The organism is Streptomyces sp. NPDC088730 (assembly GCF_044751215.1).
Lineage (GTDB): Bacteria > Actinomycetota > Actinomycetes > Streptomycetales > Streptomycetaceae > Streptomyces.
In genome coordinates, this window is sequence record NZ_JBIVLK010000005.1 from 151,239 (window position 1) to 172,823 (window position 21,585).

The 21,585-nt window shown below is 71.0% G+C and carries 21 protein-coding genes; 15 read left to right on the forward strand and 6 right to left on the reverse strand.

Features of this window, described 5'->3' with window-relative positions:
- The first annotated feature begins 111 nt into the window (after positions 1-111).
- Together ACIP89_RS18125 and ACIP89_RS18130 are read left to right on the forward strand one after the other, a co-directional pair.
- Entirely contained in the window at positions 112-801 is a 690-nt protein-coding gene (locus tag ACIP89_RS18125) for a FadR/GntR family transcriptional regulator (protein WP_402115661.1), read from the forward strand.
- A gap of 235 nt (positions 802-1,036) precedes the next feature.
- Positions 1,037-1,798: a hypothetical protein gene (locus tag ACIP89_RS18130; RefSeq protein WP_401929133.1), complete on the forward strand. Its 762-nt coding sequence runs from the start codon at positions 1,037-1,039 to the stop codon at positions 1,796-1,798.
- Between the two features lie 66 nt (positions 1,799-1,864).
- Here the strand turns inward: ACIP89_RS18130 and ACIP89_RS18135 are convergent, their stop codons facing one another.
- The 4 genes from ACIP89_RS18135 to ACIP89_RS18150 all read right to left on the reverse strand — a co-directional run bounded on the left by ACIP89_RS18135 (position 1,865) and on the right by ACIP89_RS18150 (position 6,615).
- Positions 1,865-3,304: an exo-alpha-sialidase gene (locus ACIP89_RS18135; RefSeq protein WP_402115663.1), complete on the reverse strand. Its 1,440-nt coding sequence runs from the start codon at positions 3,302-3,304 to the stop codon at positions 1,865-1,867.
- Positions 3,305-3,370: 66 nt separating this feature from the next.
- Positions 3,371-4,666: a GDSL-type esterase/lipase family protein gene (locus ACIP89_RS18140; RefSeq protein WP_402115665.1), complete on the reverse strand. Its 1,296-nt coding sequence runs from the start codon at positions 4,664-4,666 to the stop codon at positions 3,371-3,373.
- Between the two features lie 15 nt (positions 4,667-4,681).
- Positions 4,682-5,683 carry an acetylxylan esterase gene (locus ACIP89_RS18145; protein ID WP_401930983.1) on the reverse strand — a complete coding sequence of 334 codons (1,002 nt, stop codon included), beginning with the start codon at positions 5,681-5,683 and terminating at the stop codon, positions 4,682-4,684.
- 200 nt (positions 5,684-5,883) lie between these two features.
- Positions 5,884-6,615: a FadR/GntR family transcriptional regulator gene (locus ACIP89_RS18150; RefSeq protein WP_402115667.1), complete on the reverse strand. Its 732-nt coding sequence runs from the start codon at positions 6,613-6,615 to the stop codon at positions 5,884-5,886.
- A 170-nt stretch (positions 6,616-6,785) separates the two neighbouring features.
- On the opposite strand from ACIP89_RS18150, the gene ACIP89_RS18155 reads away from it, so the two are divergent.
- The 5 genes from ACIP89_RS18155 (at position 6,786) to ACIP89_RS18175 (ending at position 13,419) form a co-directional block, all read left to right on the forward strand.
- Positions 6,786-8,381 carry an ABC transporter substrate-binding protein gene (locus tag ACIP89_RS18155; protein WP_402115669.1) on the forward strand — a complete coding sequence of 532 codons (1,596 nt, stop codon included), beginning with the start codon at positions 6,786-6,788 and terminating at the stop codon, positions 8,379-8,381.
- 179 nt (positions 8,382-8,560) lie between these two features.
- On the forward strand, positions 8,561-9,511 hold the full coding sequence (locus tag ACIP89_RS18160; RefSeq protein WP_401929122.1) for an ABC transporter permease: 951 nt from the start codon (positions 8,561-8,563) through the stop codon (positions 9,509-9,511).
- A 1-nt stretch (position 9,512) separates the two neighbouring features.
- Positions 9,513-11,483 carry a dipeptide/oligopeptide/nickel ABC transporter permease/ATP-binding protein gene (locus tag ACIP89_RS18165; protein WP_402115670.1) on the forward strand — a complete coding sequence of 657 codons (1,971 nt, stop codon included), beginning with the start codon at positions 9,513-9,515 and terminating at the stop codon, positions 11,481-11,483.
- Positions 11,480-12,487 (forward strand): ABC transporter ATP-binding protein, encoded by a 1,008-nt coding sequence (locus ACIP89_RS18170; protein WP_401929118.1) that lies wholly within the window; start codon positions 11,480-11,482, stop codon positions 12,485-12,487. Before ACIP89_RS18165 ends, ACIP89_RS18170 begins: the two co-directional genes overlap by 4 nt.
- Positions 12,484-13,419: a dihydrodipicolinate synthase family protein gene (locus ACIP89_RS18175; RefSeq protein WP_402115672.1), complete on the forward strand. Its 936-nt coding sequence runs from the start codon at positions 12,484-12,486 to the stop codon at positions 13,417-13,419. The genes ACIP89_RS18170 and ACIP89_RS18175 overlap by 4 nt, the downstream gene beginning before the upstream one ends.
- Positions 13,420-13,519: 100 nt before the next feature.
- Here ACIP89_RS18175 and ACIP89_RS18180 read toward each other — a convergent pair whose 3' ends face one another.
- A complete protein-coding gene (locus tag ACIP89_RS18180; protein WP_401930993.1) occupies positions 13,520-14,392 on the reverse strand; it encodes a chaplin in 873 nt (290 codons plus the stop codon).
- Positions 14,393-14,828: 436 nt separating this feature from the next.
- Between ACIP89_RS18180 and ACIP89_RS18185 the strand changes: the two genes are divergently transcribed.
- The 6 genes from ACIP89_RS18185 (at position 14,829) to ACIP89_RS18210 (ending at position 17,967) form a co-directional block, all read left to right on the forward strand.
- A complete protein-coding gene (locus tag ACIP89_RS18185; protein ID WP_311302463.1) occupies positions 14,829-15,230 on the forward strand; it encodes a rodlin in 402 nt (133 codons plus the stop codon).
- 290 nt (positions 15,231-15,520) lie between these two features.
- Positions 15,521-15,754 carry a chaplin gene (locus ACIP89_RS18190; protein WP_401929114.1) on the forward strand — a complete coding sequence of 78 codons (234 nt, stop codon included), beginning with the start codon at positions 15,521-15,523 and terminating at the stop codon, positions 15,752-15,754.
- A gap of 449 nt (positions 15,755-16,203) precedes the next feature.
- A complete protein-coding gene (locus ACIP89_RS18195) occupies positions 16,204-16,494 on the forward strand; it encodes a hypothetical protein (RefSeq protein WP_401929112.1) in 291 nt (96 codons plus the stop codon).
- Between the two features lie 182 nt (positions 16,495-16,676).
- Positions 16,677-17,087 carry a rodlin gene (locus ACIP89_RS18200; RefSeq protein ID WP_401930997.1) on the forward strand — a complete coding sequence of 137 codons (411 nt, stop codon included), beginning with the start codon at positions 16,677-16,679 and terminating at the stop codon, positions 17,085-17,087.
- 164 nt (positions 17,088-17,251) lie between these two features.
- Entirely contained in the window at positions 17,252-17,440 is a 189-nt protein-coding gene (locus ACIP89_RS18205) for a hypothetical protein (protein WP_401929109.1), read from the forward strand.
- 119 nt (positions 17,441-17,559) lie between these two features.
- On the forward strand, positions 17,560-17,967 hold the full coding sequence (locus ACIP89_RS18210; RefSeq protein WP_401929107.1) for a rodlin: 408 nt from the start codon (positions 17,560-17,562) through the stop codon (positions 17,965-17,967).
- 129 nt (positions 17,968-18,096) lie between these two features.
- Here the strand turns inward: ACIP89_RS18210 and ACIP89_RS18215 are convergent, their stop codons facing one another.
- Positions 18,097-18,597: a DUF5949 family protein gene (locus ACIP89_RS18215; RefSeq protein ID WP_401929105.1), complete on the reverse strand. Its 501-nt coding sequence runs from the start codon at positions 18,595-18,597 to the stop codon at positions 18,097-18,099.
- A 385-nt stretch (positions 18,598-18,982) separates the two neighbouring features.
- Between ACIP89_RS18215 and rsgA the strand changes: the two genes are divergently transcribed.
- Positions 18,983-20,146 (forward strand): ribosome small subunit-dependent GTPase A, encoded by a 1,164-nt coding sequence (rsgA, locus tag ACIP89_RS18220; RefSeq protein ID WP_402115675.1) that lies wholly within the window; start codon positions 18,983-18,985, stop codon positions 20,144-20,146.
- Positions 20,147-20,215: 69 nt separating this feature from the next.
- A complete protein-coding gene (locus ACIP89_RS18225; protein WP_401931115.1) occupies positions 20,216-21,583 on the forward strand; it encodes a DNA-3-methyladenine glycosylase 2 family protein in 1,368 nt (455 codons plus the stop codon).
- The last annotated feature ends 2 nt before the right edge of the window (positions 21,584-21,585 follow it).

A 21,585-nucleotide genomic window follows, 5' to 3' on the forward strand; every position in this document is an offset into this window, starting at 1 on the left:
GTCGGGCTACGCGGATCGAGACGTGAGACGTAAGATGTCCTATGTCTGGCTTCACCTTAAACAGATGCTCCTGTGACCGGTCAAGGGGCAACGGCACCTCAGGAGGATGTTGTGGCGCGGCCCACCATGGCTCAGGACATCGAGCGAAGGATCAAGGAACTGATCCTGGAACGCCGGCTGGCGCCGGGCGACGCGCTGCCCACGGAGGCCGAGCTGATGGAGCTCTTCGGCGCCGGGCGGGTCTCGGTGCGCGAGGCGCTCAAATCGCTCCAGGCGGTCAACGTCGTCGAGATCCGGCGCGGATTCGGCACCTTCGTCGGCTCGCTCTCGCTGTCACCGTTCGCCGAGGGGCTCGCCTTCCGCGCCGCGGTCCGCCACCGCCAGGGCGAGCCGGGCCTCGCCGAGCTGATGAAGGTGCGCGAGGCCCTGGAGGCGGGGCTGGTGGGCGCCGTCGCGGCCGGTATCCCGGGCGAGGACCTCGGCGTCCTGCGGGCGCTCGTGGCGAAGATGGAGGAGGAGGCGGACGGCGGCCGGGTCGCCCGCGCCACCGACCGGGCCTTCCACCTCGCGCTGTACGCCTCGCTCGACAACCACCTGCTCAGCGAGGTGCTCGACGCCTTCTGGGCGGCGATGGACCGGGTCCGCGAGGATCTCGACGACGGCCATCAGGACCCGTGGGTCACCTGTGCCCAGCACCACGAGATCGTCGAGGCGGTGGCGGCGGCCGACGGCCTGCGCGCGGTACGGGCGATGCGCACCCACTTCGACGGCATCCGCACCCGGCTCCTGCCCGCCCGATGACCGGACACCCGGCTCCTGCCCGCCCGATGACCGGACGGCGCAGAGGAGTCCAAGGGCCGGGACGCGTAAGTCCATAGAGACGTGGCCCCGGCGGGTGCACCCTCGGCGCGGGACATCGGATGGTTCCGGCCGGTCACGACGGCTCGTCCGGCGTGACAGCAACCCGCGGCCGGGGCACGGGCCTCCGTGCACAGGGGCCGGTGCCCCCGGCCCGCGCGCACCAGAGAGGGATCACATGTCATTCATCAGCGCGTTACGCCGCTGCGCCGTGCCCGCGGCGACAGCAGGCCTGCTCGTGGCGATGGACCCGACGGCGGTCGCCGCGGTCGGCGGCGGCAATGTCTCGGTCGGATGGTCGATCGGTGGCACGCCGTCCGCCGGGCTCACCAACATCACCTTCCCCATCACCGTCAACCCCGCCACCGCGCACCTGGACGGGATCTACTTCGCCCAGCAGTACAGCTTCGCCGACGCCATGGGCTACACCGGGCTTCAGCCGCGTCCGGACAGCGGCGGGCACGAGCGGCTGTCCGCCCGCTTCTCCACCTTCACCGCGGGCGCCACCACCAGCGACCCGCTCTGCCACGACGGAGCCGACGGCGGGGCGGGCGTCACCTGCGCCGTGGACTTCGACGCCGTGTACGGCCACCGCTACGACATCCTGGTCGAGCGCACGGGCACGAACACCTGGTCCGGTACGGCCACCGACACACAGACGGGCGCCGCCACCCACCTCGGCACCTACACGCTGCCGGCGGGGAGCGGAAACCTCCAGGGCTCGCAGGGCGGCTTCGTCGAGTACTACGCGGGCATCCCCAGCTGCGCCGAAATGCCCAGGGCGGACGCCGTGTTCGGCGGCCCGACCAGCACGGACGCCGGAGGCCTGAGCGGCACGTCCACGGCCAACTACGAGTACAGCGACTGCGTCGGCGAGTCCGGCTACGCCGCGGAGCCGGCCGGGACGGGCACCCACATCACCCGCGGCTTCGTCTCCTGAGCGCAGCCGCCCGAACGGCTCGGGTCCGCCCGCCGCCCCGGCGGCGGACGGACCCGGCCGGCCCGGTCACGGGGTGACCGTCACCGTCCCGCTGCCCGACGCCGCCTTCCCGTCGGACCGGAACGTCGCGGTCAGCGTCGCGTCGCCCGAGGCGCCGGCCGGCACGGTGACCGGGATCCTGATGTTGGCGCCCTGGCCGGGCTTCAGCGCCGGGATCGCGGTCTGCCGGGCCGTCCAGCCGCTCGGCACGGTCAGATCGACCGTGCCCGCGCCGCGGGTCACGTCCATCCGGTTCACCACCCGGACGGTGATCTCGGCGCCGGTCCCCGCCTTCAGCGTGGCGGGCGGGGTGATGGTGACGTCGGCGCAGGTGCCGCCCAGCCACTTCAGATCGAACGAGTCGTACGTGATGTGCTCGTAGTCGCCGCGCTCGTACAGCAGCCCCACCCTGCCGTCCGGCAGCCGGGTCAGGGTCGAGTAGGCCGCGGCGCCGGGGTCGACGACCTTCCGGATCGGCCAGGTCTTCCCGTTGTCGCAGGACATCTTGACGGTGAGGTTGCGCCGTGACCCGGTGTCCGCAGTGTTGCTGAACAGCAGCCAGGAGGACTGCGGGTCCGAGGCCGGGGCGTCCGGGGCGTACCGGATCACCGAGGCGTTGTTCGCCGGATCGGGAAGCGCCGTGTCCCGGACGAACGGGGTGTAGGTGGCGCCGCCGTCCGTGGAGTACGCGATCGTCCGGTAGGGCGCGGAGCGGTTGTTGAGCATCACCGTGCCGTCGTTCAGCTCGACGGTCTTGTTCTCGTCCCCGCCGGGGCCGACCGGCTTGCCCATCTTCCAGCTGGCGCCGTGGTCGTCGCTGTACGCGCTCGCCGCGTAGTTGGCGCCGTTGACGCGGACGGCGTACTGCTGGATCAGCCGGCCCCTGTGCGCGCCGTTGCGCAGCTGGATGCCCTCGCCGGACGCCGCGAACATCCCGGCCCAGGCCGGGTCCTTGATCTGCTTGGTGATCCGGCGGTGGGTCCAGGTCAGTCCGTCGTCGTCCGAGTAGCTGTAGTCGGCCTGGAGGACGTCGGGGTCGCTCTCGTCGTTGCCGGTGGCCGAGCCCCCGAAGCCCTGGTTCACGCCGGCCGCGTAGAACAGGAAGATCCGGCCGGTGGTCCGGTCGACCAGCAGGCTGGGGTCCCCGTAGCCCTTGGGCGCGGCGTCCTTGCGGACCACCTGCTGAGGCTGCCAGGTCGTACCGCCGTCGGTGCTGCGGCGCAGCACGACGCCGATGTTGGAGGGCAGGTCCGCGAGGGTCGGACGGGCGTCGTACGCCGCCAGCAGGGTGCCCTTGACCGAGGTGGTCAGGGCCGGGATGCGGTAGTGGGGGGAGCCCACGCCGTCGACGGTCAGGTCCTGGGACGTGAGGGCGCCGGGGGCGGGCGCCGCGGCCTGCGCGGTGCCGGTCACGGCGACCACCAGCAGGGCGGCGCTCAGCAGGGCGACAGGGACAGTTCGCTGCATGGACGATCTCTCTTCTCGGAAGGGTGGTGCTTCTCGGAGGGTGGGAGACTGGGGGGTGCGCCGGGGCTAGGGAACGTGCAGGGAGCAGACCCGGCTGCCCGCGTCGAAGATCCGCAGATCCTTGATCATTTTCAGTACGACCCGGTGATGGCCCCGCTCGTTTGGGTGGAGCCCGTCACCGAGCAGGGACAACGGGACCTGGCCGCCGTTGCCGTCCAGCCAGTCCTTGTAGTGATCGACGAAGACGGCGTCCTGCTGTACCGCCACCTCGCCCATGACCTGGGCGTACCGCGCAAGCCCCACCCGGCCCGGCCACTTCGCCGGATCGACCGGGTTGGGCGCCTGGAGGACCGGCACCGGGGAGCCGGGCAGCGCACGCACCGAGCGCACCAGTGAGACGAGGTTGGCCCGGTAGGTCTCGGGGCCGAGTCCGGACGTCGCGATGTCGTTGGTCCCGATCATGATCGAGACGACCTGCGGCGAGAAGGCGGTGACCCGCTCGCCGAACCGCGCGACGAGTTCGGCGCTGGTGGCGCCGCTCACCCCGGAATCGATCACGAAGTCGCGGTTCTTCGGCTTGCCCAGCTCCCAGCGGACGCGCTCCGTCCAGTGCTCCGGATAGCTGCGCCAGCCGTTGGTGTGCAGGGCGCCGTGGGTGATGCTGTCCCCGGTGAGGACCCAGGTGGCCGGGGTGTCGCTGTTCAGGATCGTGGAGATCCGGCCCAGGTCCGCCAGGTCGGGACGCGGGCACTGCGCGACCAGTTCGGTCCCGGTCAGTACCCGGTCCCAGACCGCGGCCCGCTCGACGGTGCCGGTGCAGAACCACTCGCCGCCCGGGTGGTCGCTGTCGGTGTTGCGGCCCAGGGCGAGCGCGGTGAGCCTGGAGACGCTGCCGAAGAAGGCCTGCCGCGCGGTCGCGTACACCACGCGTCCGCCGGCGTGCAGCTCGGTGCCGGAGGCGTTGACGGTGACGGCGACGGTGTGGCGCAGCCCGTCGTCGTACCGTGTCCGGGTCATGACATTGATCAGCACCGATCCCTTCTCGCGTACGGAGAACTGGAGTGCGCCGCCGCTCAGGTTCAGGGTCACGTTGGAGGACGGCGCGGTGGGGTCGGAGGCGCTGAACAGCGTCATCGCCTCGTTGCGGCTGGTGGTGCGGAAGGTGACGACGATGGTTCCCGTGGTCAGCGGGGCGAGTACGCCGACCTGGTTCGACAGGTCTACGTACTCGCTGCCGTCCAGGTCCACGGGGGTGTCGTGGTCCAGGACCGGGCCGCTGCCCGCGGCGGCGGAGGCGCGGCCGCCCAGCTGGGTGCTCAGGGCCGCCGCGCCTGCGGCGAGGAGCATGGATCGTCTGCGCACGGAAGGTGCCTCCGCTCAGGAGTGTCCGGCCCGCCCCGACGGCGGACCGGCGAACAGGTCGCGCACCCAGGCCAGTTGCTCCCGCTGCTGGTACTCCGCGCCGCCCTCGTGCCCGTTGAACGCGTAGACCCGTACGTCCTTGGGCCCGGCGTAGCCGTTGTAGGCGGCGAAGCAGGTGGAGGGCGGGCAGATCTCGTCCATCATGGCGACCGAGAACAGTGCGGGAGCGGTGGCGCGGGTGGCGTGCAGCGCCGCGTCGAAGTACGACAGCGTGCTGAAGACGGCTTCGGTCCGGTCGCGGTGGAGCCTCAGGTACTCGGCGATCTCGGTGAACGGCGGGCGCCCCGAAATCTCCGTCGCGCGGGGGAAGTCGCAGAGGAACGGCACGTCCGGCATCACCCCGGCCAGCCCCGGCACCAGCCCGGACACGGCCAGCGCGATACCGCCGCCCTGGCTCACCCCGGTGACGACGATCCGGTCGGGATCGATCCCGGGGTGGCCGCGCACCGCCTCGACGCAGCGCACCGCGTCGGTGAACAGCCGCCGGTAGTAGTACGTCTCCGGGCTCTCGATGCCACGGGTGAGGAAACCGGGGACGGCCCCGGCCGCTCCGGCGTCCGGGTCCGCGGTGTCACCGCCCGCCGCCGACCAGCCCTGGCCGCGGGTGTCCATGACCAGGTGGGCGTGACCGGCCGCGGCCCAGAGCAGGTTCTCGTGCGCGAGGCCCCGGCCCCGGCCGTACCCCAGGAACTCCACGACGCAGCCGAGGGGTTCGCGCGAGCCGGCCGGCATCCGCAGCCAGCCGCGCACCGGTTGGCCGGCGAAGCCGGGCACCGTCACGTCGTAGGTACGGATCTGGGTGAGCCCCGTGTCCACCTCGGCGAACACCGGCTTCCACGCCGGGTCGTCCCCGGTCCCGGCCAGGGTCCGGGACCAGAAGGCGTCGAAGTCCGCCGGAACGGGGAGCGGCGGCCGGTAGTCGCGGCAGTCCGCGAGCGAGAGATCCGTCAACGGCATGGAGGTGCCCTCCTGGGGGCGCGGCGGGAGGTGCCGGGGTGGGAGGTGAACCACGGGTCATCAGACGGATGACGTCAGATGTCCTGTCGGCACACGGACCCTAGGCAGCTGCCGCGGTACCCGTCAAGGGTGCGCCAAGCCGCGCCCGGGAAGGCGGCGGCCCTCCCGCACTCGGCTTGCCGGCGCGCCGGCAAGCGGGTTCAGCCCTTGGCGCCGCCGCGGGACCGCGCCTCCGAGATCCGGCGCCTGACCGGGGCGTAGTGCTCGCCGAGCGCCTGCATGAAACCGGGAGTGTCCTTGGCCCGCGCGGCGTCCACGATGTTCTGGTGGGCCACGATCGTCGCCGTCTCGTCGGCGTGGGTGAATCCGTCGAGATGCGGCGCGACGATCGTGTACACGTCCCAGAAGGCCATCGAGAGCTGGCCGATCAGTTCGTTGCCCAGCGGGGCGACGAGCAGCGCGTGGAACGCCCGGTCGGCGTCCACGAAGCCGTGCCCCTCCTGCGCGCCGGTCTCGCGCATGGTGGCCACCAGGCCGTCCAGCGCGTCGAGCTGCTCCGGCGTGAGCAGCGTGACGATGCGGTCGGCCATGCCGCGCTCGAAGAGCTCGCGCACGTCGACCAGGTCGGCCATCACCTGGAAGTCGTCGTCGGGGGAGAGCAGTCCGCGGAAGGTCAGGCTCTCCACCAGTGCCGACAGGCTCAGCCTGCCGACGTAGGTGCCGTGTCCGTGGCGGACCTCGACGATGTCGAGCGCGTTGAGGATCTTGACGGCCTCGCGGACGCTGGAGCGGCTGGCGCCGAGGGCCTCGCACAGGGCGGGCTCGGTGGGCAGCGGGTCCCCGGGGCGGAGCCGTTCTTCGAGGATGTACCGCTTGATGCCGTCGACGACTTCCTGCCGGAGCAACTGCCGGCCGGGCCTCGTTCCGGACATATGTGAACTCCCCACCTCTTGACCCCTCTCGATTGTCAAGCTACGTTCCCACGCTATCAAGGCATCAGACATCTGACGTCTGATGCTTCAGGTTCCGCGGTCCCCGTGAACCACCGATCCACCGCCCGTCTTCACCCCTGACGCCCCACCTCAAAGTCCCTGGAGGACCCGTGCCCGAGCTGAGAGCAGCCGGTGTCGAGCGCCGCACCTTCCTGCGTTACACCAGTGCGGTCGGTGCCGCGGCCGCCATCACGGCGAGCCTCGCCGCCTGCGGCGGACCGTCCTCGACCGCCGACGGATCGATGGACAAGGGCAGCGGCAGCGACCTCATCGAGGCCGGCCTGTCCTACCCGCTGTCGACCGGCTTCGACCCGATGATCACCTCGGGCGCGACCCCGTACGCCGCCAATATGCACATCTTCGAGGGTCTGGTGGATCTCGATCCGGCAACACTCGTGGCACGTCCCGCGCTCGCCACCGAGATGCCGAAGAAGATCAACGCCACCACCTACCGGGCGACGCTGCGCAAGGGGGCGACCTTCCACGACGGCTCCGCCGTCACCGCGGAGGACGTGGTGTTCAGCTTCGAACGCATCCTGGACCCGAAGAACGCCTCGCTGATGGCGCAGTTCGTGCCCTTCATCGACACGGTCGAGGCCGTCGACGCGGGCACGGTCGAGTTCAAGCTCAAGTACCCCTTCGCGCTCTTCCCGTCCCGGATAGCCGTGGCCCGGATCGTCCCGAAGAAGATCGTGGCGCCCGACCCCAAGGCCTTCGACGCCAAGCCGGTCGGCTCGGGGCCGTACCGGTTCGTCTCGGCCACCCGCGAGGACAAGATCGTCTTCGAGGCGTACGACAAGTACAACGGCGCCCACCCCGCCAAGGCCAAGAAGATGGTCTGGCGCCTGATGTCCGACCAGTCGGCCCGCGTCAGCGCCATGGAGTCGGGCCGCGTCCAGGCCATCGAGGACGTCCCGTACATCGACGTCAAGCGGCTCTCGGGCAACGCGAAGACGGAGTCCGTGCAGTCCTTCGGGCTGCTCTTCCTGATGTTCAACACCGCCGACAAGCGGTTCGCGGACAAGCGGGTGCGCCAGGCGCTGCACTACGCCCTGGACACCGAGAAGATCATCTCCACCGCGATGGTCGGCAACGCCGCACCGGCCACCGGCTACGTGCCCTCGACCCACCCCGACTACCACAAGGCCGCGACCGTCTACACGCACGACGTCGCCAAGGCGAAGCAACTGCTCGCGGACGCGGGCGTGAAGAACCTCGCGTTCACCGTCCTGACCACCGACACCGGCTGGGTCAAGGACATCGCCCCGCTGCTGAAGGAGAGCTGGGAGCAGGCGGGCGTCAAGGTCACCCTCAGCATCGCCCAGTCCCCGGCGCAGTACGCCAAGGTCGACAAGGGGGACTTCGAGGTCCTCGTCGCCCCCGGCGACCCGTCCGTCTTCGGCAACGACGCCGACCTGCTGCTGCGCTGGTTCTACTACGGCTTCTGGCCCGAGAGCCGCTACGGCTGGGGCAAGTCCGCCGCGTACAAGAAGGTCAAGCAGACCCTCGACAAGGCCGCCCAGGCGGGCGACGACGCGAAGCGCAAGGAGCTGTGGGGCCAGGTCACCGACCTCGTCGCGGACGAGGCCGCGCTCTACCCGGTCCTGCACCGCAAACTCCCCACCGCCTGGACCGAGAAGGCGCTGCCCGGCTTCAAGCCGCTGCCCACCACCGGCCTGTCCTTCCTGGACGTCAGCCGCGCCTGACCGCCCCCGACCGGGTCACCGGGCCCGCCACCGGCCCGGTGACCGGGCGGCCCGGAAGCCCCAGCCGGCCCCCGGGCCGCCTCCCAGCCGGCGCCGCTCGTCCGGCGCCAGATCGCCCGGTCCGGGACACCAGACCCCGCTGTCCCGGACCGGCCCGCCCAACCGCAAGGAACCCGACGATGGTTGCTTTTCTCCGGCTCGCGCTGCGCCGCGTCGCGATGATGCCGGTGATGATCCTCGGCATCGCGCTGCTCGTCTTCGTGGTGCTGCAGTTCTCGCCGGCCGACCCGGCCTTCAACGCGCTCGGGGAGAGCGCCACGCCCGAAGCCCGTGCGGCCTTCGCCGACGCCAACGGACTCAACGACCCGTTGCCCGTACGCTACTTCCACTTCCTCGGCCAGCTGCTCCACTTCGACCTCGGGATGACCGTCCCGCCGAGCCAGCCCGTCGTCGACCGGATCACCGCCGCCTTCCCGCTCACCCTCCAGCTGACGGTCCTCGGCCTGGTCCTCGCGATCGTCCTCGCGGTCGTCTCCGGCGTCCTCGGCGCGATGTACCGCGACCGCTGGCCCGACCAGCTGTTCCGGGTGCTCTCCATGGCCGGGGTAGCCGTCCCGTCCTTCTGGCTCGGTGTCCTGCTCATCCAGCAGTTCGCACTCAACACCCGGATCTTCCCGACCGGCGGCTACACCAACCCCGCCGACTCCTTGAGCGGCTGGCTCCGCACCATGGCCCTGCCCGCCTTCTCACTCGCCGTGCCCGTCGCGGCCTCGCTCGCCCGGCTCGTCCGCACCTCGATGGTCGCCGAGCTCGACCGCGACTACGTCCGCACCGCACGCGGGAACGGCCTGCCGGTGTTCCTGGTGATCCGCTCGGTGCTGCGCAACGCGCTCGTCACCCCGCTCACCGTGCTCGGCGTCAAGGTCGGCTACCTGCTCAGCGGCGCCGTCGTCATCGAAGCGATCTTCGACCTGCCCGGCATGGGCAAGCTCATCCTCGAAGGTGTCACCGGCGGCGATGTCGCCCTGGTCCAGGGCACCGTACTGACCATCGCCATCGCGTTCCTGGTGGTCAACGTCATCGTCGACCTGCTCTATCTGCTGGTCAACCCGCGCATCAGGACGGTGTGACATGTTCGCCACGGGCCGTCTGGCCAATAGGCTCTCCCGACCGGGCATCGCGTTCCGCGCCCTCCCGGTCACCTCCCGCGTCGCGCTCTGCGTGCTGCTCGTCGTCATCCTCGGCGCCGTATTCGCCCCGCTCCTCACCCAGGACCCGCTCACCACCGGCACCCCGGTCCAGGCCCCGGGCGGCGGCCACTGGTTCGGCACCGACCGGGCCGGCCGCGACGTCTTCGCCCGCGTCGTGCACGGCTCGCGCTACTCGCTGATCATCGGACTCGGCTCGACCGCCCTGGCCCTGATCGCCGGCGCCCTGCTCGGCGCACTCGCCGCCACCTCGCGCAAGCTCGTCGACGAGTCCGTGATGCGCACCCTCGACGTGGTGATGTCGTTCCCGCCGATCGCCCTGGCCGCCGTGCTCGTCGCGGTCTTCGGCACCAGCGTCCCGGTCATCATCTTCACCATCGCCTTCGTCTACACCCCGTCACTGGCCCGGGTGGTCCGCGCCAACGTCCTCTCCCAGTACGGCGAGGACTACGTCGCGGCCGAGAAGGTCATCGGCGCCCGGCGCGGCTACATCGTGCTGCGGCACGTCGCCGTCAACTGCATGGCCCCGGTCATGGTCTTCGCCACCGTGATGGTCGCGGAGGCGATCATCTTCGAGGCGAGCCTCTCCTTCATCGGCGCCGGTGTGCAGGACCCCGACCCCAGCTGGGGCAGCGTGCTGGCCTACGGCCGGCAGATCCTCCTCGCGGGCGGCTGGTGGGCCACCTTCTTCCCCGGCCTCGCCCTGCTGGTCACCGTGCTCGCGCTGAACATCCTCTCCGAGGGCCTCACCGACGCCTCCGCGGCCCCGAAGAAGCCCCGCGCGGGAGCGGAACCCGCCCACACCGTCACGGCGCCGGACCCGGTGGAGGCCCGCTCCACCGTGGACATCGACGCCGCCCTCGCCAAGCTCGCGGAGCGCGTCCACGCCAACGGCCCGGCCCTCACCCCGGTACCGCAGGACGCCGCCGAACTCCTGGTCGTACGGGACCTCGCCATCCGCTTCCCCGACCGGTACGGCACCGTCCCGGTCGTCGACGCCCTCGACTTCACCGTCCACGAGGGCGAAACCCTCGGCCTGGTCGGCGAGTCCGGCTGCGGCAAATCCATCACCAGCCTCGCCGTCATGGGCCTCCTCGCCCGCAACGCCGAGGTCAGCGGCGAGATCCTCTACCGGGGCCGGGACCTGCTGAAGCTCCCGCCCAAGGAACGCCGCGCCCTGATGGGCCCCGAGATCGCGATGGTCTACCAGGACGCGCTCTCCTCCCTCAACCCGTCCGTGCTCGTCGGCACCCAGCTGAAGCAGCTCACCTCGCGCGGTGGCACGAAGACCCCGGCCGAACTCCTCGACCTGGTCGGCCTCGCACCCGAACGCACCCTGCGCAGCTACCCGCACGAGCTCTCCGGCGGCCAGCGCCAGCGCGTCCTGATCGCCATGGCGCTCTCCCGCAGCCCCCGCCTGCTCATCGCGGACGAGCCGACCACCGCCCTGGACGTCACCGTGCAGGCCCAGGTCGTCGAACTCCTGGTCCGGCTGCGCGACGAACTCGGCTTCGCCATGGTGCTCGTCAGCCACGACCTCGCGCTCGTCGGTGACCTGTCGCACCGCGTCGCGGTGATGTACGCGGGCCGGCTGGCCGAGATCGGGGACACCCGGTCCGTGCTCACCGCCCCCACCCACCACTACAGCCGCGGCCTGCTCGGCTCTGTCGTCTCGCTGGAGGCGGGCGCCCAACGGCTCCACCAGATCCGCGGCGTCGTCCCCGCGCCCCAGGGCTTCGGTACGGGCTGCCGGTTCGCCTCGCGCTGCGGCGCCGCCACCGAGCTGTGCCGCACCACCACCCCCGCACTCACCACGCGCACCGGCGCGCACGACCACGGCTTCGCCTGCCACCACCCGGCGAAGGCCGCACAGCTGGAAGGGAGCACCCTGTGATCAGGCTCGACGGCGTCCACGTACGCCACAAGGCGCGCAGCGGAGGCGTGTTCCGCCGCGACGCCGTGCACGCCCTCACCGACGCGAGCCTGGAGGTGAAGCGCGGCGAGATCGTCGGCCTGGTCGGGGAGTCCGGCTGCGGCAAGTCGACGATGGCCCGGGTGCTGACCGGACTTCAGAAGCCCACGGAGGGCACGGTCACCTTCCACGGCAAGGACCTGTGGGAGATGCCCGGGGCCCAGCGGCGCGACGACTTCGGCTCCGCCGTCGGCGTCGTCTTCCAGGACCCCTCGACCGCACTCAACCCCCGGCTCACGGTCGAGCAGATCCTGCGCGACCCGCTCGACGTGCACCGCCGGGGCACCCGCGAGGAGCGCCGGGCACGCGTCGGGGAACTCCTCGACCTGGTCGGCCTCCCCGGCCACACCCTGGCCGCGCTGCCCGGACAGCTCTCCGGAGGTCAGCGCCAGCGCGTGGCCATCGCCCGCGCGCTCGCGCTCGAACCGGAACTGATCGTGGCGGACGAGCCGACGTCCGCGCTCGACGTCTCGGTCCGCGCCCAGGTCCTCAACCTCCTGGTGGACCTGCGGGACCGGCTGGGCCTCGGCATGGTGTTCATCTCGCACGACATTCAGACCGTGCGCTACCTGGCCGACCGCATCGCCGTCCTCTACCTCGGCCGCATCGTCGAGGAGGGGCGCGCGGCCGATGTCGCGGGCGCCCCCTCACACCCGTACACCGAGGCACTGCTCTCCGCGACCCCCAGCCTGCTGGAGAGCACCGAGCGCATCGTGCTCACCGGACCGGTCCCCTCCGCGACCAACCCGCCGAGCGGCTGCCCGTTCCGCACCCGCTGCTGGAAGGCCGACGAGGCGTGCGCCACGGTCTTCCCGGTCCGTGCCGAAGGCCCGGACGGACACCGCTGGCACTGCGTCCACCCCCAGACCCCCGCGTCCCCCTCCGGGGACCCGACCCCCGTACCGTCCGCAAGGAGTACCGCATGACCGCCCGAACCCCCCGCTACTCGGGAGTGATCCCGCCCGTCGTCACCCCGCTCACCGCGGACGGCGAGCTCGACCGCCCCTCCCTGGAGCGGGTCGTGGGGCATCTCCTCGACGGTGGTGTCAGCGGGCTGTTCGCCCTCGGCAGCTCCGGTGAGACCGCCTATCTGACGCCCGGACAGCAGGACCAGGTCATCGAGGTCATCACGGGGGCCGCCGCGGGCCGGGTCCCGGTCCTCGTCGGAGCGATCGAGACGACCACGAACCGGGCCATCGAGCGCGCCAACCGCGCCGCCGAGCTCGGCGCGGACGCCGTCGTCGTCACCGCGCCCTTCTACACCCGCACCCACGACGCCGAGATCGACCGCCACTTCAGGCAGGTCGCGGCCGCCGTGGACGTACCGCTCCTCGCGTACGACGTACCGGTCTGCGTGCACAGCAAGCTCGATCCGGAGCTGCTGCTGCCACTGGCGGCCGACGGGGTACTGGCGGGGGTCAAGGACTCCAGCGGCGACGACGGCTCGTTCCGCCGGCTGGTCATCGGCGCCCGGGAACTGGCCGGCTTCTCCGTGCTCACCGGCCACGAACTGGTCGTCGACGCGATGATGCTCGGCGGCGCCGACGGCTCCGTGCCCGGACTCGGCAACGTCGACCCGCACGGTTACGTACGGCTCCACGAAGCGGCCGTACGCGGTGACTGGGCCGCGGCGACCGCCGAACAGGACCGCCTCGTCGGGCTCTTCGACATCACCCGCGCCGCCCGCCCGGGAACCGCCTCCGCCACCGCCGCCGGACTCGGCGCCTTCAAGACGGCGCTCATGCTGCGCGGGATCATCACCACCAACGTGATGAGCCCGCCGATGCGCCCGCTGGACGCGCAGGAGACGGCGACGATCGCCGGATACCTGGAGCGCGCGGGGCTCTCCACCGTCTGAGGTCCGTGCCGTCGGGCACACGTCGGAGGCCCGGTCGGACAGCGCACGCTGTCCGACCGGGCCTCCAGGGCTGTCGCTATCGCTCAGCGGCAGGCTCGGCTCAGCCCTGCGACTTGCGGCTGCGGCGCATCAGCAGCCCGCCACCGAGCACCATCGCGGCGCTGGCGCCACCGGCGATACCCAGGTTGCTGTTCGCACCGGTGTGCGCCATCTGCGGCGGCTTGTGGTGGTGCGTCGGCTTGTGGGGGTGCCAGGTGTGCGTCGGCGGGTTGTGCGTCGGCGGGTTGTGGGTGGGCGGGTTGTGGGTCGGGGGGTTGTGGTGCGGCGGGTTGTGCGTGGGCGGGTTGTGGTGCGGGGGGTGGTGCGGCGGGTTGTGCGTGGGCGGGGCCGGCGGGTTGTGGTGGTGGCCGGGAGGGCAGTCGCCGTGGTGGTGATGGTGGTGGTGGCCCGTGGTCGGGGGCTTCGGCGGCTGGTGGTGCGTCGGCGGCTTGTGGTGGGTCGGGGGCTTGGGGTGCGTCGGAGGCTTCGGGGTCTCCCGCCCGCCCTCGTCGTTCTCGCAGTGGTTGCCGAACGCCGGGTTCAGCAGGCCGACCACGTCGACCGTGTTGCCGCAGGCGTTGACCGGGACGTCGACCGGGGCCTGGATCAGGTTGCCCGACAGCACGCCGGGGGAGTTGGCCGCGACGCCGTCGGCGCTCGCGCCCTGGGCGTGGCCGCTGCCCGATCCGCCGCCCTTGTTCTCGCAGTGGTTGCCGAACGCCGGGTTCAGCAGGCCGACCACGTCGACCGTGTTGCCGCAGACGTTGACGGGCACGTGCACCGGGACCTGCACGGTGTTGCCCGAACCGACGCCGGGTGAACCGATGGCGGCGCCATCGGCCGAGGCGTCCGCGAACGCGTAGCCGCCGGACGCGGTCAGGATGCCTGACGCCGCCGCCATGACGAGCACGCTTTTACTCAAGGCTTTTCGCATGGGTGCCCTCTCTTAGGACATTTCGCGCGGGCGCAGTGCCCGCAGTTCATTCATCAGCCGGTGCAGCAACCCTCGGGTATGCCAGTACTGCTGGGTGAGCGTCCCGTCGGGCGGGCTTGACTCCACCCATAACGACGCACGGGTGATCGGGAAACGTGGAATCCGTGAGAATAATGTGACCACCCGGACGGCCTACGGATGGGTGTTCGCTTTCTGGATTCGAGTCATCGGACCGCACTGCACGCCGTTCGGCGCAAAGGAAGTTGATACTTGAATCGAAACGTGCGATTACCGAATGTGCGGCGGATTCACCAGCCTCATTCGTACGGATGTCCGCTGATCCCCGGCATTCGAGTGAATGGACATAACCAAACGTCCGGAAGCGAGTTGGTCAGTGCGCTCCGGTACGGGGTATCCAGTACGAGAAGGGTTCATCGTGATCAAGAAGGTTCTGGCTACGGGTGCCGTTGCCGCCTCCATCCTCGGTCTCGGCGCCGCGCAGGCGATGGCCATCGGCAACGACGGCGGCACCACGTCGGTCAACGGGAACGGCGCCTCGCAGTCGTTCGGCAACGCCGAGACCCACGGCGACGGCAGCCCCCAGTTCGGCCTGGTCCAGGGCTCGCTGAACAAGCCCTGCGTCGGCCTGCCGCTCAAGGCGAACGTCGGTTCGCTGATCGGCCTCGTCCCGATCGCGGTCCAGGACGTCAACGTCCTGTCGTCGCCGCAGAACCAGCAGTGCACCGAGAACTCCACCCAGGCCAAGGGCGACGAGGCGCTGTCGCACATCCTGGACGACATCCCGGTGCTCTCCGGCAACGGTGCCGGCAACCGCTGATCCAGCTGTGCACAGGCCCCGGGCCGCCGGCGTCCTCCCCGTGCGGCCCGGGGCCTGCTGCTGCCCTCCAGGAGCTCGTCCGTGAGCGGTCCACTGACCGCGACAGCGATGTCGCGTGACCGGAACTGCGTCATTCGGGCGGACTTTGAGGAATCTTCGGCCAGAAGAGTTTCGCTTACCGTCTTAAATCGTTACGAATTACAGCGGCGGAGTTACGAGTGGCCAGAACCCGCGCTCGTGCGGCACGAAATTCGTTGCCGCTCCGGACTCCGTCAAAGAAAGGGTTGAAAGTGAAGTACACCAAGATTGCCGCCGTTGCCGCCGGAACCCTCATGGCGATCGGTGCGGCCACCCCGGCCTTCGCCGACTCGGGCGCCGAGGGTGCGGCCGTGGGCTCCCCGGGCGTTCTGTCGGGCAACGTCGTTCAGATCCCGGTTCACGTGCCGATCAACCTGTGCGGCAACACCGTGAACGTCATCGGTCTGCTGAACCCGTCCTTCGGCAACACCTGCGTCAACGCCTGATCGTTGTACCGCTGAGCCGGTCTCGGCACCGGTCTGCCCCGGATCGCATCTCCTGCGATCCGGGGCTTTCCTCTTTCCCGCACTCTCCGTCCCGGGAGTTCGCGGCCCTGCCCGGACACGGTGAAAAGGCCTGCGCCGTTTCCACCGGCCCGGGGCGCGGTGCGCCGGCGGCTGGGGGCTTACATCCGGGCGGGCGCGCGGGACGGAGCACCGACAGTTGACCATCGAAATGCCTCCGCTGTCCCGCGGTCACACTCGATTCAGTGAATAGTCATGCAATCGATCGAGTGGCCCGGCGACTCGATCCGAGAAAAGCCGAAAACCGCCAGTTGCCCGCTCGCGGTCGGGTCGTTAGCCATGGGGAAAGCGGCAGAAGTCACAGCTAAAGAGGGCTGGTGCGGCGCGGGGACGCGACCGAAACAGCTGCCGCTGCAGAAGGGAACCTGAAAGTGAAGTACGCGAAGACCGCCGCGTTCGTTGCCGGCTCCGTGGTCGCTCTCGGAACGGCTGCTCCCGCCTTCGCCGTTACCACCGCGACGGCTCCGAACTTCAGCCTCGACGGCGGGATCAACCAGGTGGTGGCCGCGGCCCCGCAGGCCGTCGACCCGATCGTCGACACCGTCGACGGTGCCACCAGCAAGCTCCAGAAGGACGGCACCGTCACAAAGCTCGCCGGCCAGGCCACCGGTGCGGCCAAGGGTGCCGCCCCGCTCATCGGTGGTCTCCCGCTCGGCGGCTGACCACTGCCGGGGCGGCGGTTGCCGATCCGAAGCGTTCCACACCACTCCGGTGCCCTGCCTCCCGTGAACGGACGGAGGGCGGAAGCACCGTTCGAGTGAAGTCCCACAACCATTCCCGCGGCCGCGAGTTGATCAGAGCGCTCAGGTCAGCGGGCAACAGAAAAACCCAGAAGGGCTAGTCAATGATCAAGAAGATTATGGCCTCGGCGGCCGTCGCCGCCTCCATCGTCGGCGTCTCCGCCGCGGTGGCCCCCTCGGCCATGGCGATCGGCAACGACCAGGGCACCACCTCGGTCAACGGCAACGGTGCCATGCAGTCGTACGGCAACTCCGCCACGCACGGCGACTGGAGCCCGCAGTTCGCGCTCATCCAGGGCTCGCTCAACAAGCCCTGCATCGCGCTGCCCGCCAAGGTCAACGCCGGTTCGCTGCTCGGCGTCGTACCGATCTCGGTCCAGGACCTCAACGTCCTGTCCTCGCCGCAGAACCAGCAGTGCACCGAGAACTCCACCCAGGCGAAGGGCGACGAGGCGCTGTCGCACATCCTGGACAGCATCCCGATCCTGTCCGGCAACGGTGCCGGCAACAACTAGTCCCACCCGTCGTACCCATGGGGCCGGCCCGTCCACACGGACGCGTCGGCCCCATGGCGTTTCCTCCGGGACGCGCCCCGCGACGGCCCCGGAAGGGCGGGTCCGCTGGGCCGGTTGCCGTAGTGGCAGCGGGCGCTTTCCGTCGTACCGGGTATGGCCCCCTCATGGACCAGTACGACAGCAGGAGCCCCCAGGACCGCCGCCCCGCGGAAGGCGTCACACCGATCTACGACCGTCTCCTCGCCGAATGGCAGGCGACCCGAGGTGATCCGGAGCCCGTGAAGCCCGATTCGCCCCGCACCGCAGGGCTGGTGCCTGCGGCGCGCACCTCGGGCGAGGACTTCCCGGGTTGACGAGCAGGTGTCGAACTTACGCGGGATCGAACCCATTTGAGTGGTACTGCGCAACTGTCGGGGCTGTACGCGGTTGATCAGTACGTCCCAGAACGGGGCGTTCCGAAAGGTGAAGTGTGATGAAGAAGATGATGGCCGGCGCGGCCGTAGCCGTGTCCATGGTCGGCCTGTCCGCCGCGATGGCCCCCGCGGCCATGGCGATCGGTAACGACCAGGGCACGACGTCGGTCAACGGCAACGGCGCAAAGTCCTCCTACGGCAACAGCGTGACCCGGGGCGACGGCAGCCCGCAGGCCCAGCTCATCCAGGGCACGCTGAACGACCTGTGCGTCGGCGCGCCGATCAAGGCCAACGTCGGTTCGCTGATCGGCCTCGTGCCGATCGCGGTCCAGGACGTCCAGGTCCTGTCCAACCCGCAGAACCAGCAGTGCGCCGACAACTCCGTCCAGGCCAAGGGCGACGAGCCCCTGTCGCACCTGGTGAACGGCATCCCGGTCCTCTCCGGGAACGGCGCCGCCAACCGCTGACGCCGGACACACGTGCCACGGGAGGTCCGGGGAGTCCCGGGCCGCCCGTGACGCGTCGGCGGGACACCTGGAACGCGGGATGCCCACCACCCTCCGTGGGGTGGTGGGCATCCCTCGTGTCCGGGGAGGTCAGCCCAGGCTGCGTACCGGCAGCACGCAGTGCGCGGAGGTGGCGATGACCTCCGGGTCCCCGGCGAAGGACCGCAGCGAGTCCTCGGTCACCGGGTTGCCCGGCGCACCCTGCGGCCAGGGGCGGGTGGCGAACATCGCCTGTACCTCGCCCTGTTCCTGGGCGGCCGCCAGCCACTCCGGCCGGGCCGGGTACTGGGCGGTGAAGTGAGGCAGTGTCAGAACGGCCTGCCCCGCCTGGACGAGGAGCTTTACCGGGAGCCCGGGTGTCTCGTCGGCGCGCACCGGGGCGCCGCCGATGTGCAGTCCGCTGCGCTCCAGCGCGATGCGCATGGCGCTCTCGCCGGCCGCCGGGCCGTCCGATCCGTCGCCGAGCGAGTACCCGAGCAGGAAGGCGACTTCCCGTCCGTTGTGGGGATGTTCGCCGCTCCAGCCGATCAGGGTGAGGGTGCCCAACTGGGCCTGGGTGAAGGTGCCGGTGGCTGTCTGGGGGGAGGTCATGTCCGGCACCCTAACCGGCTGTGACCGGTCGATCCCCATGCGTATCACTCGATCGAGGGATAGTTGAGGATATCGGTGCTCCCGGGCCCGGACCACGTCGCTCCGGAGTGCCCGGTGCCGAACGCCGGGACGGAACGCCACGCTAATTCGGTTGACGTCCCCCGACCGCCCCGCGCTATCGTTCACGGTGTTACGGACGGCGGGCGAGACCGCAGGTCCAGGACCGTGCGTGAACCAGGAGGTGAGGACATTGATGACTGTCATTGCGGTGGGCGCTGCCCACAAGCCGAAGTGCATCTGTCCCACCCCCGTGGCCGCCGGCTGACCTTCTTCGACTTCTGCGCCGCCGTGCGCAGTGCCGGGGCCACCCTGTGAAGGGTTTCCCTTGTCTCTCCCGATCTCCTCTTCTTCCTTCTCCTCCTCTCCCTCGCACCCGCTGACCGCCTACGGCTGGGACGACGACTGGGCGGCCGAGTTCGCCCCCTACGCGGCACAGGGGCTGCTGCCCGGCCGCGTGGTGCGGGTGGACCGAGGGCAGTGCGACATCGTCACCACCCTGGGCACCGTCCGCGCCGACACCGCGTTCGTCGTGCCCCGCGACCCGATGCGGATCGTCTGCACGGGTGACTGGGCCGCAGTCGACCCCGAGGGCGACCCGCAGTTCGTCCGTACGCTGCTGCCCCGGCGCACGGCGTTCGTCCGTTCCACCTCGTCCAAGCGCTCCGAGGGACAGGTGCTCGCCACCAACGTCGACCACATCGCCATCTGCGTCTCACTGGCGGTGGAGCTCGACCTGGGGCGGGTCGAACGGTTCCTGGCCCTCGCCATGTCCAGCACCGCCGGCGACGCGCTGCTGCGTGACGGGGCAGCCGCCGGCGAGAGGACGGCCGAGACCGTCGTCGTCCTCACCAAGGCCGACCTGGTCCCGGACGCCGCCACGCTGTCCCACCTCGTCCAGGACGTCGAGCGCCTCGCCCCGGGGGTTCAGGTGCTGCCCGTCAGCTCCGCCACCGGCGAGGGCGTCGACGTGTTCGCCGCGATCGTCTCCGGCGGTACGAGCGTGCTGCTCGGGGCCTCCGGCGCGGGCAAGTCCACCCTCGCCAACACCCTGCTCGGGCACGACGAGATGGAGGTGCGGGCCACCCGCGACATCGACGGCAAGGGCCGGCACACCACCACGACCCGCAACCTCCTGGTGCTGCCCTCCGGCGGTGTGCTCATCGACACCCCCGGGCTGCGCGGGGTCGGCCTGTGGGACGCGGAGAGCGGTGTCGGCCAGGTCTTCTCCGAGATCGAGGCGCTGGCCGAGCGGTGCCGGTTCCACGACTGCGCCCACGAGGCCGAACCGGGCTGTGCGGTGCTGGCGGCGCTCGCGGACGGATCGCTGCCCGAGCGGCGCATGGACAGCTACCGCAAGCTGCTGCGCGAGAACCAGCGCATCGTCGCCAAGACCGACGCCCGGGTCCGCAACGAGATCCGGCGCGACTGGAAGCGCAAGGGCGCGGAGGGCCGGGCCGCCATGGCGGCGAAGCGCGGCCTGGTCCGGTAGCCGGGGGCCTGGTCGACGTCCGAAAACCGCGAGTGCGGCGGTGCGCGGTGCCGCACACTGGACGGTGTGATGGACGAAGAGACCAGGTACGAGGCGGTGAGCAGCCGCGACGCGCGTTTCGACGGGGAGTTCTTCTTCGCCGTCGAGACGACCGGCATCTACTGCCGGCCGAGCTGCCCCGCCGTCACCCCCAAGCGGAAGAACGTCCGCTTCTACCCGACCGCGGCCGCCGCCCAGGGCAACGGCTTCCGGGCGTGCAGGCGCTGCCGCCCGGACGCCGTTCCGGGCTCCGCCGACTGGAACGTCCGGGCCGATGTGGTCGGCCGCGCCATGCGGATGATCGGCGACGGCGTGGTGGACCGGGAGGGCGTCCCCGGTCTGGCCGGCCGGCTCGGCTACAGCTCGCGCCAGGTGCAGCGGCAGCTCAACGCGGAGCTGGGCGCCGGTCCGGTGGCCCTGGCGCGCGCCCAGCGCGCGCACACGGCCAGGGTGCTGCTCCAGACCACGGCCCTGCCCGTCACCGAGATCGTCTTCGCCGCCGGTTTCGCGAGCGTGCGACAGTTCAACGACACGATCCGGCAGATCTACGCCCGCACCCCCAGCGAACTGCGCGCGGAGGCGGGCACCGGACTGGGCGCCTCGGTCAGGGAGGCGCGCACCACCGGAATCCCGCTCCGGCTCGCGCACCGGGGGCCCTACGCCGCCCGAGAGGTCTTCGACCTGCTCGCCGACGGGACGGTCGCCCGGATCGAGGAGGTCAGCGGCGAGCCCGGCGGCCGCACCTACCGCCGCACCCTGCGCCTTCCCTACGGCACCGGCATCGCCGCCGTGGACGAGCGGTCCGCCGGGAGCTGGCTGGATGCCCGCATCCACCTCACCGACCTGCGCGACCTGACCACGGCGGTGCAGCGGCTGCGCCGGCTGTTCGACCTGGACGCCGATCCGTACGCCGTGGACGAACTGCTCGCGGCCGATCCGCTGCTCGCCCCGAAGGTCGCCGCCCGCCCCGGTCTGCGCTCGCCGGGCGCGGCGGACCCCGAGGAGTTCGCCGTGCGGGCCCTGGTCGGTCCCGCGGCCGCGGCGGAGCTCGTGGAGACGTACGGGAAGCGGCTGGACGTGCCCTGCGGCGGGCTCACCCATGTGTTCCCCGAACCGGGCGTGCTGGCCGGTTCGGCGCCCGGTCCTGAGCTGCGGGCGCTGGCCGCGGCGCTGGCCGACGGCGGCGTACGGCTGGACGCGGGCGCCGACCGGGACGAGGCCGAGCAGGCCCTTTCGCGGCTGCCGGGCGTCGGACCGGCGACCGCGGCCCTGATCCGGATGCGCGCGCTGGGAGACCCGGACGTCGACCCGTACGGGACACCCGGCTCGGAGCGGTGGCGGCCGTGGCGTTCCTACGGGGTGCGCCACGCGCGGTCCACGGGCCGGGTGTCCGGCTGAGC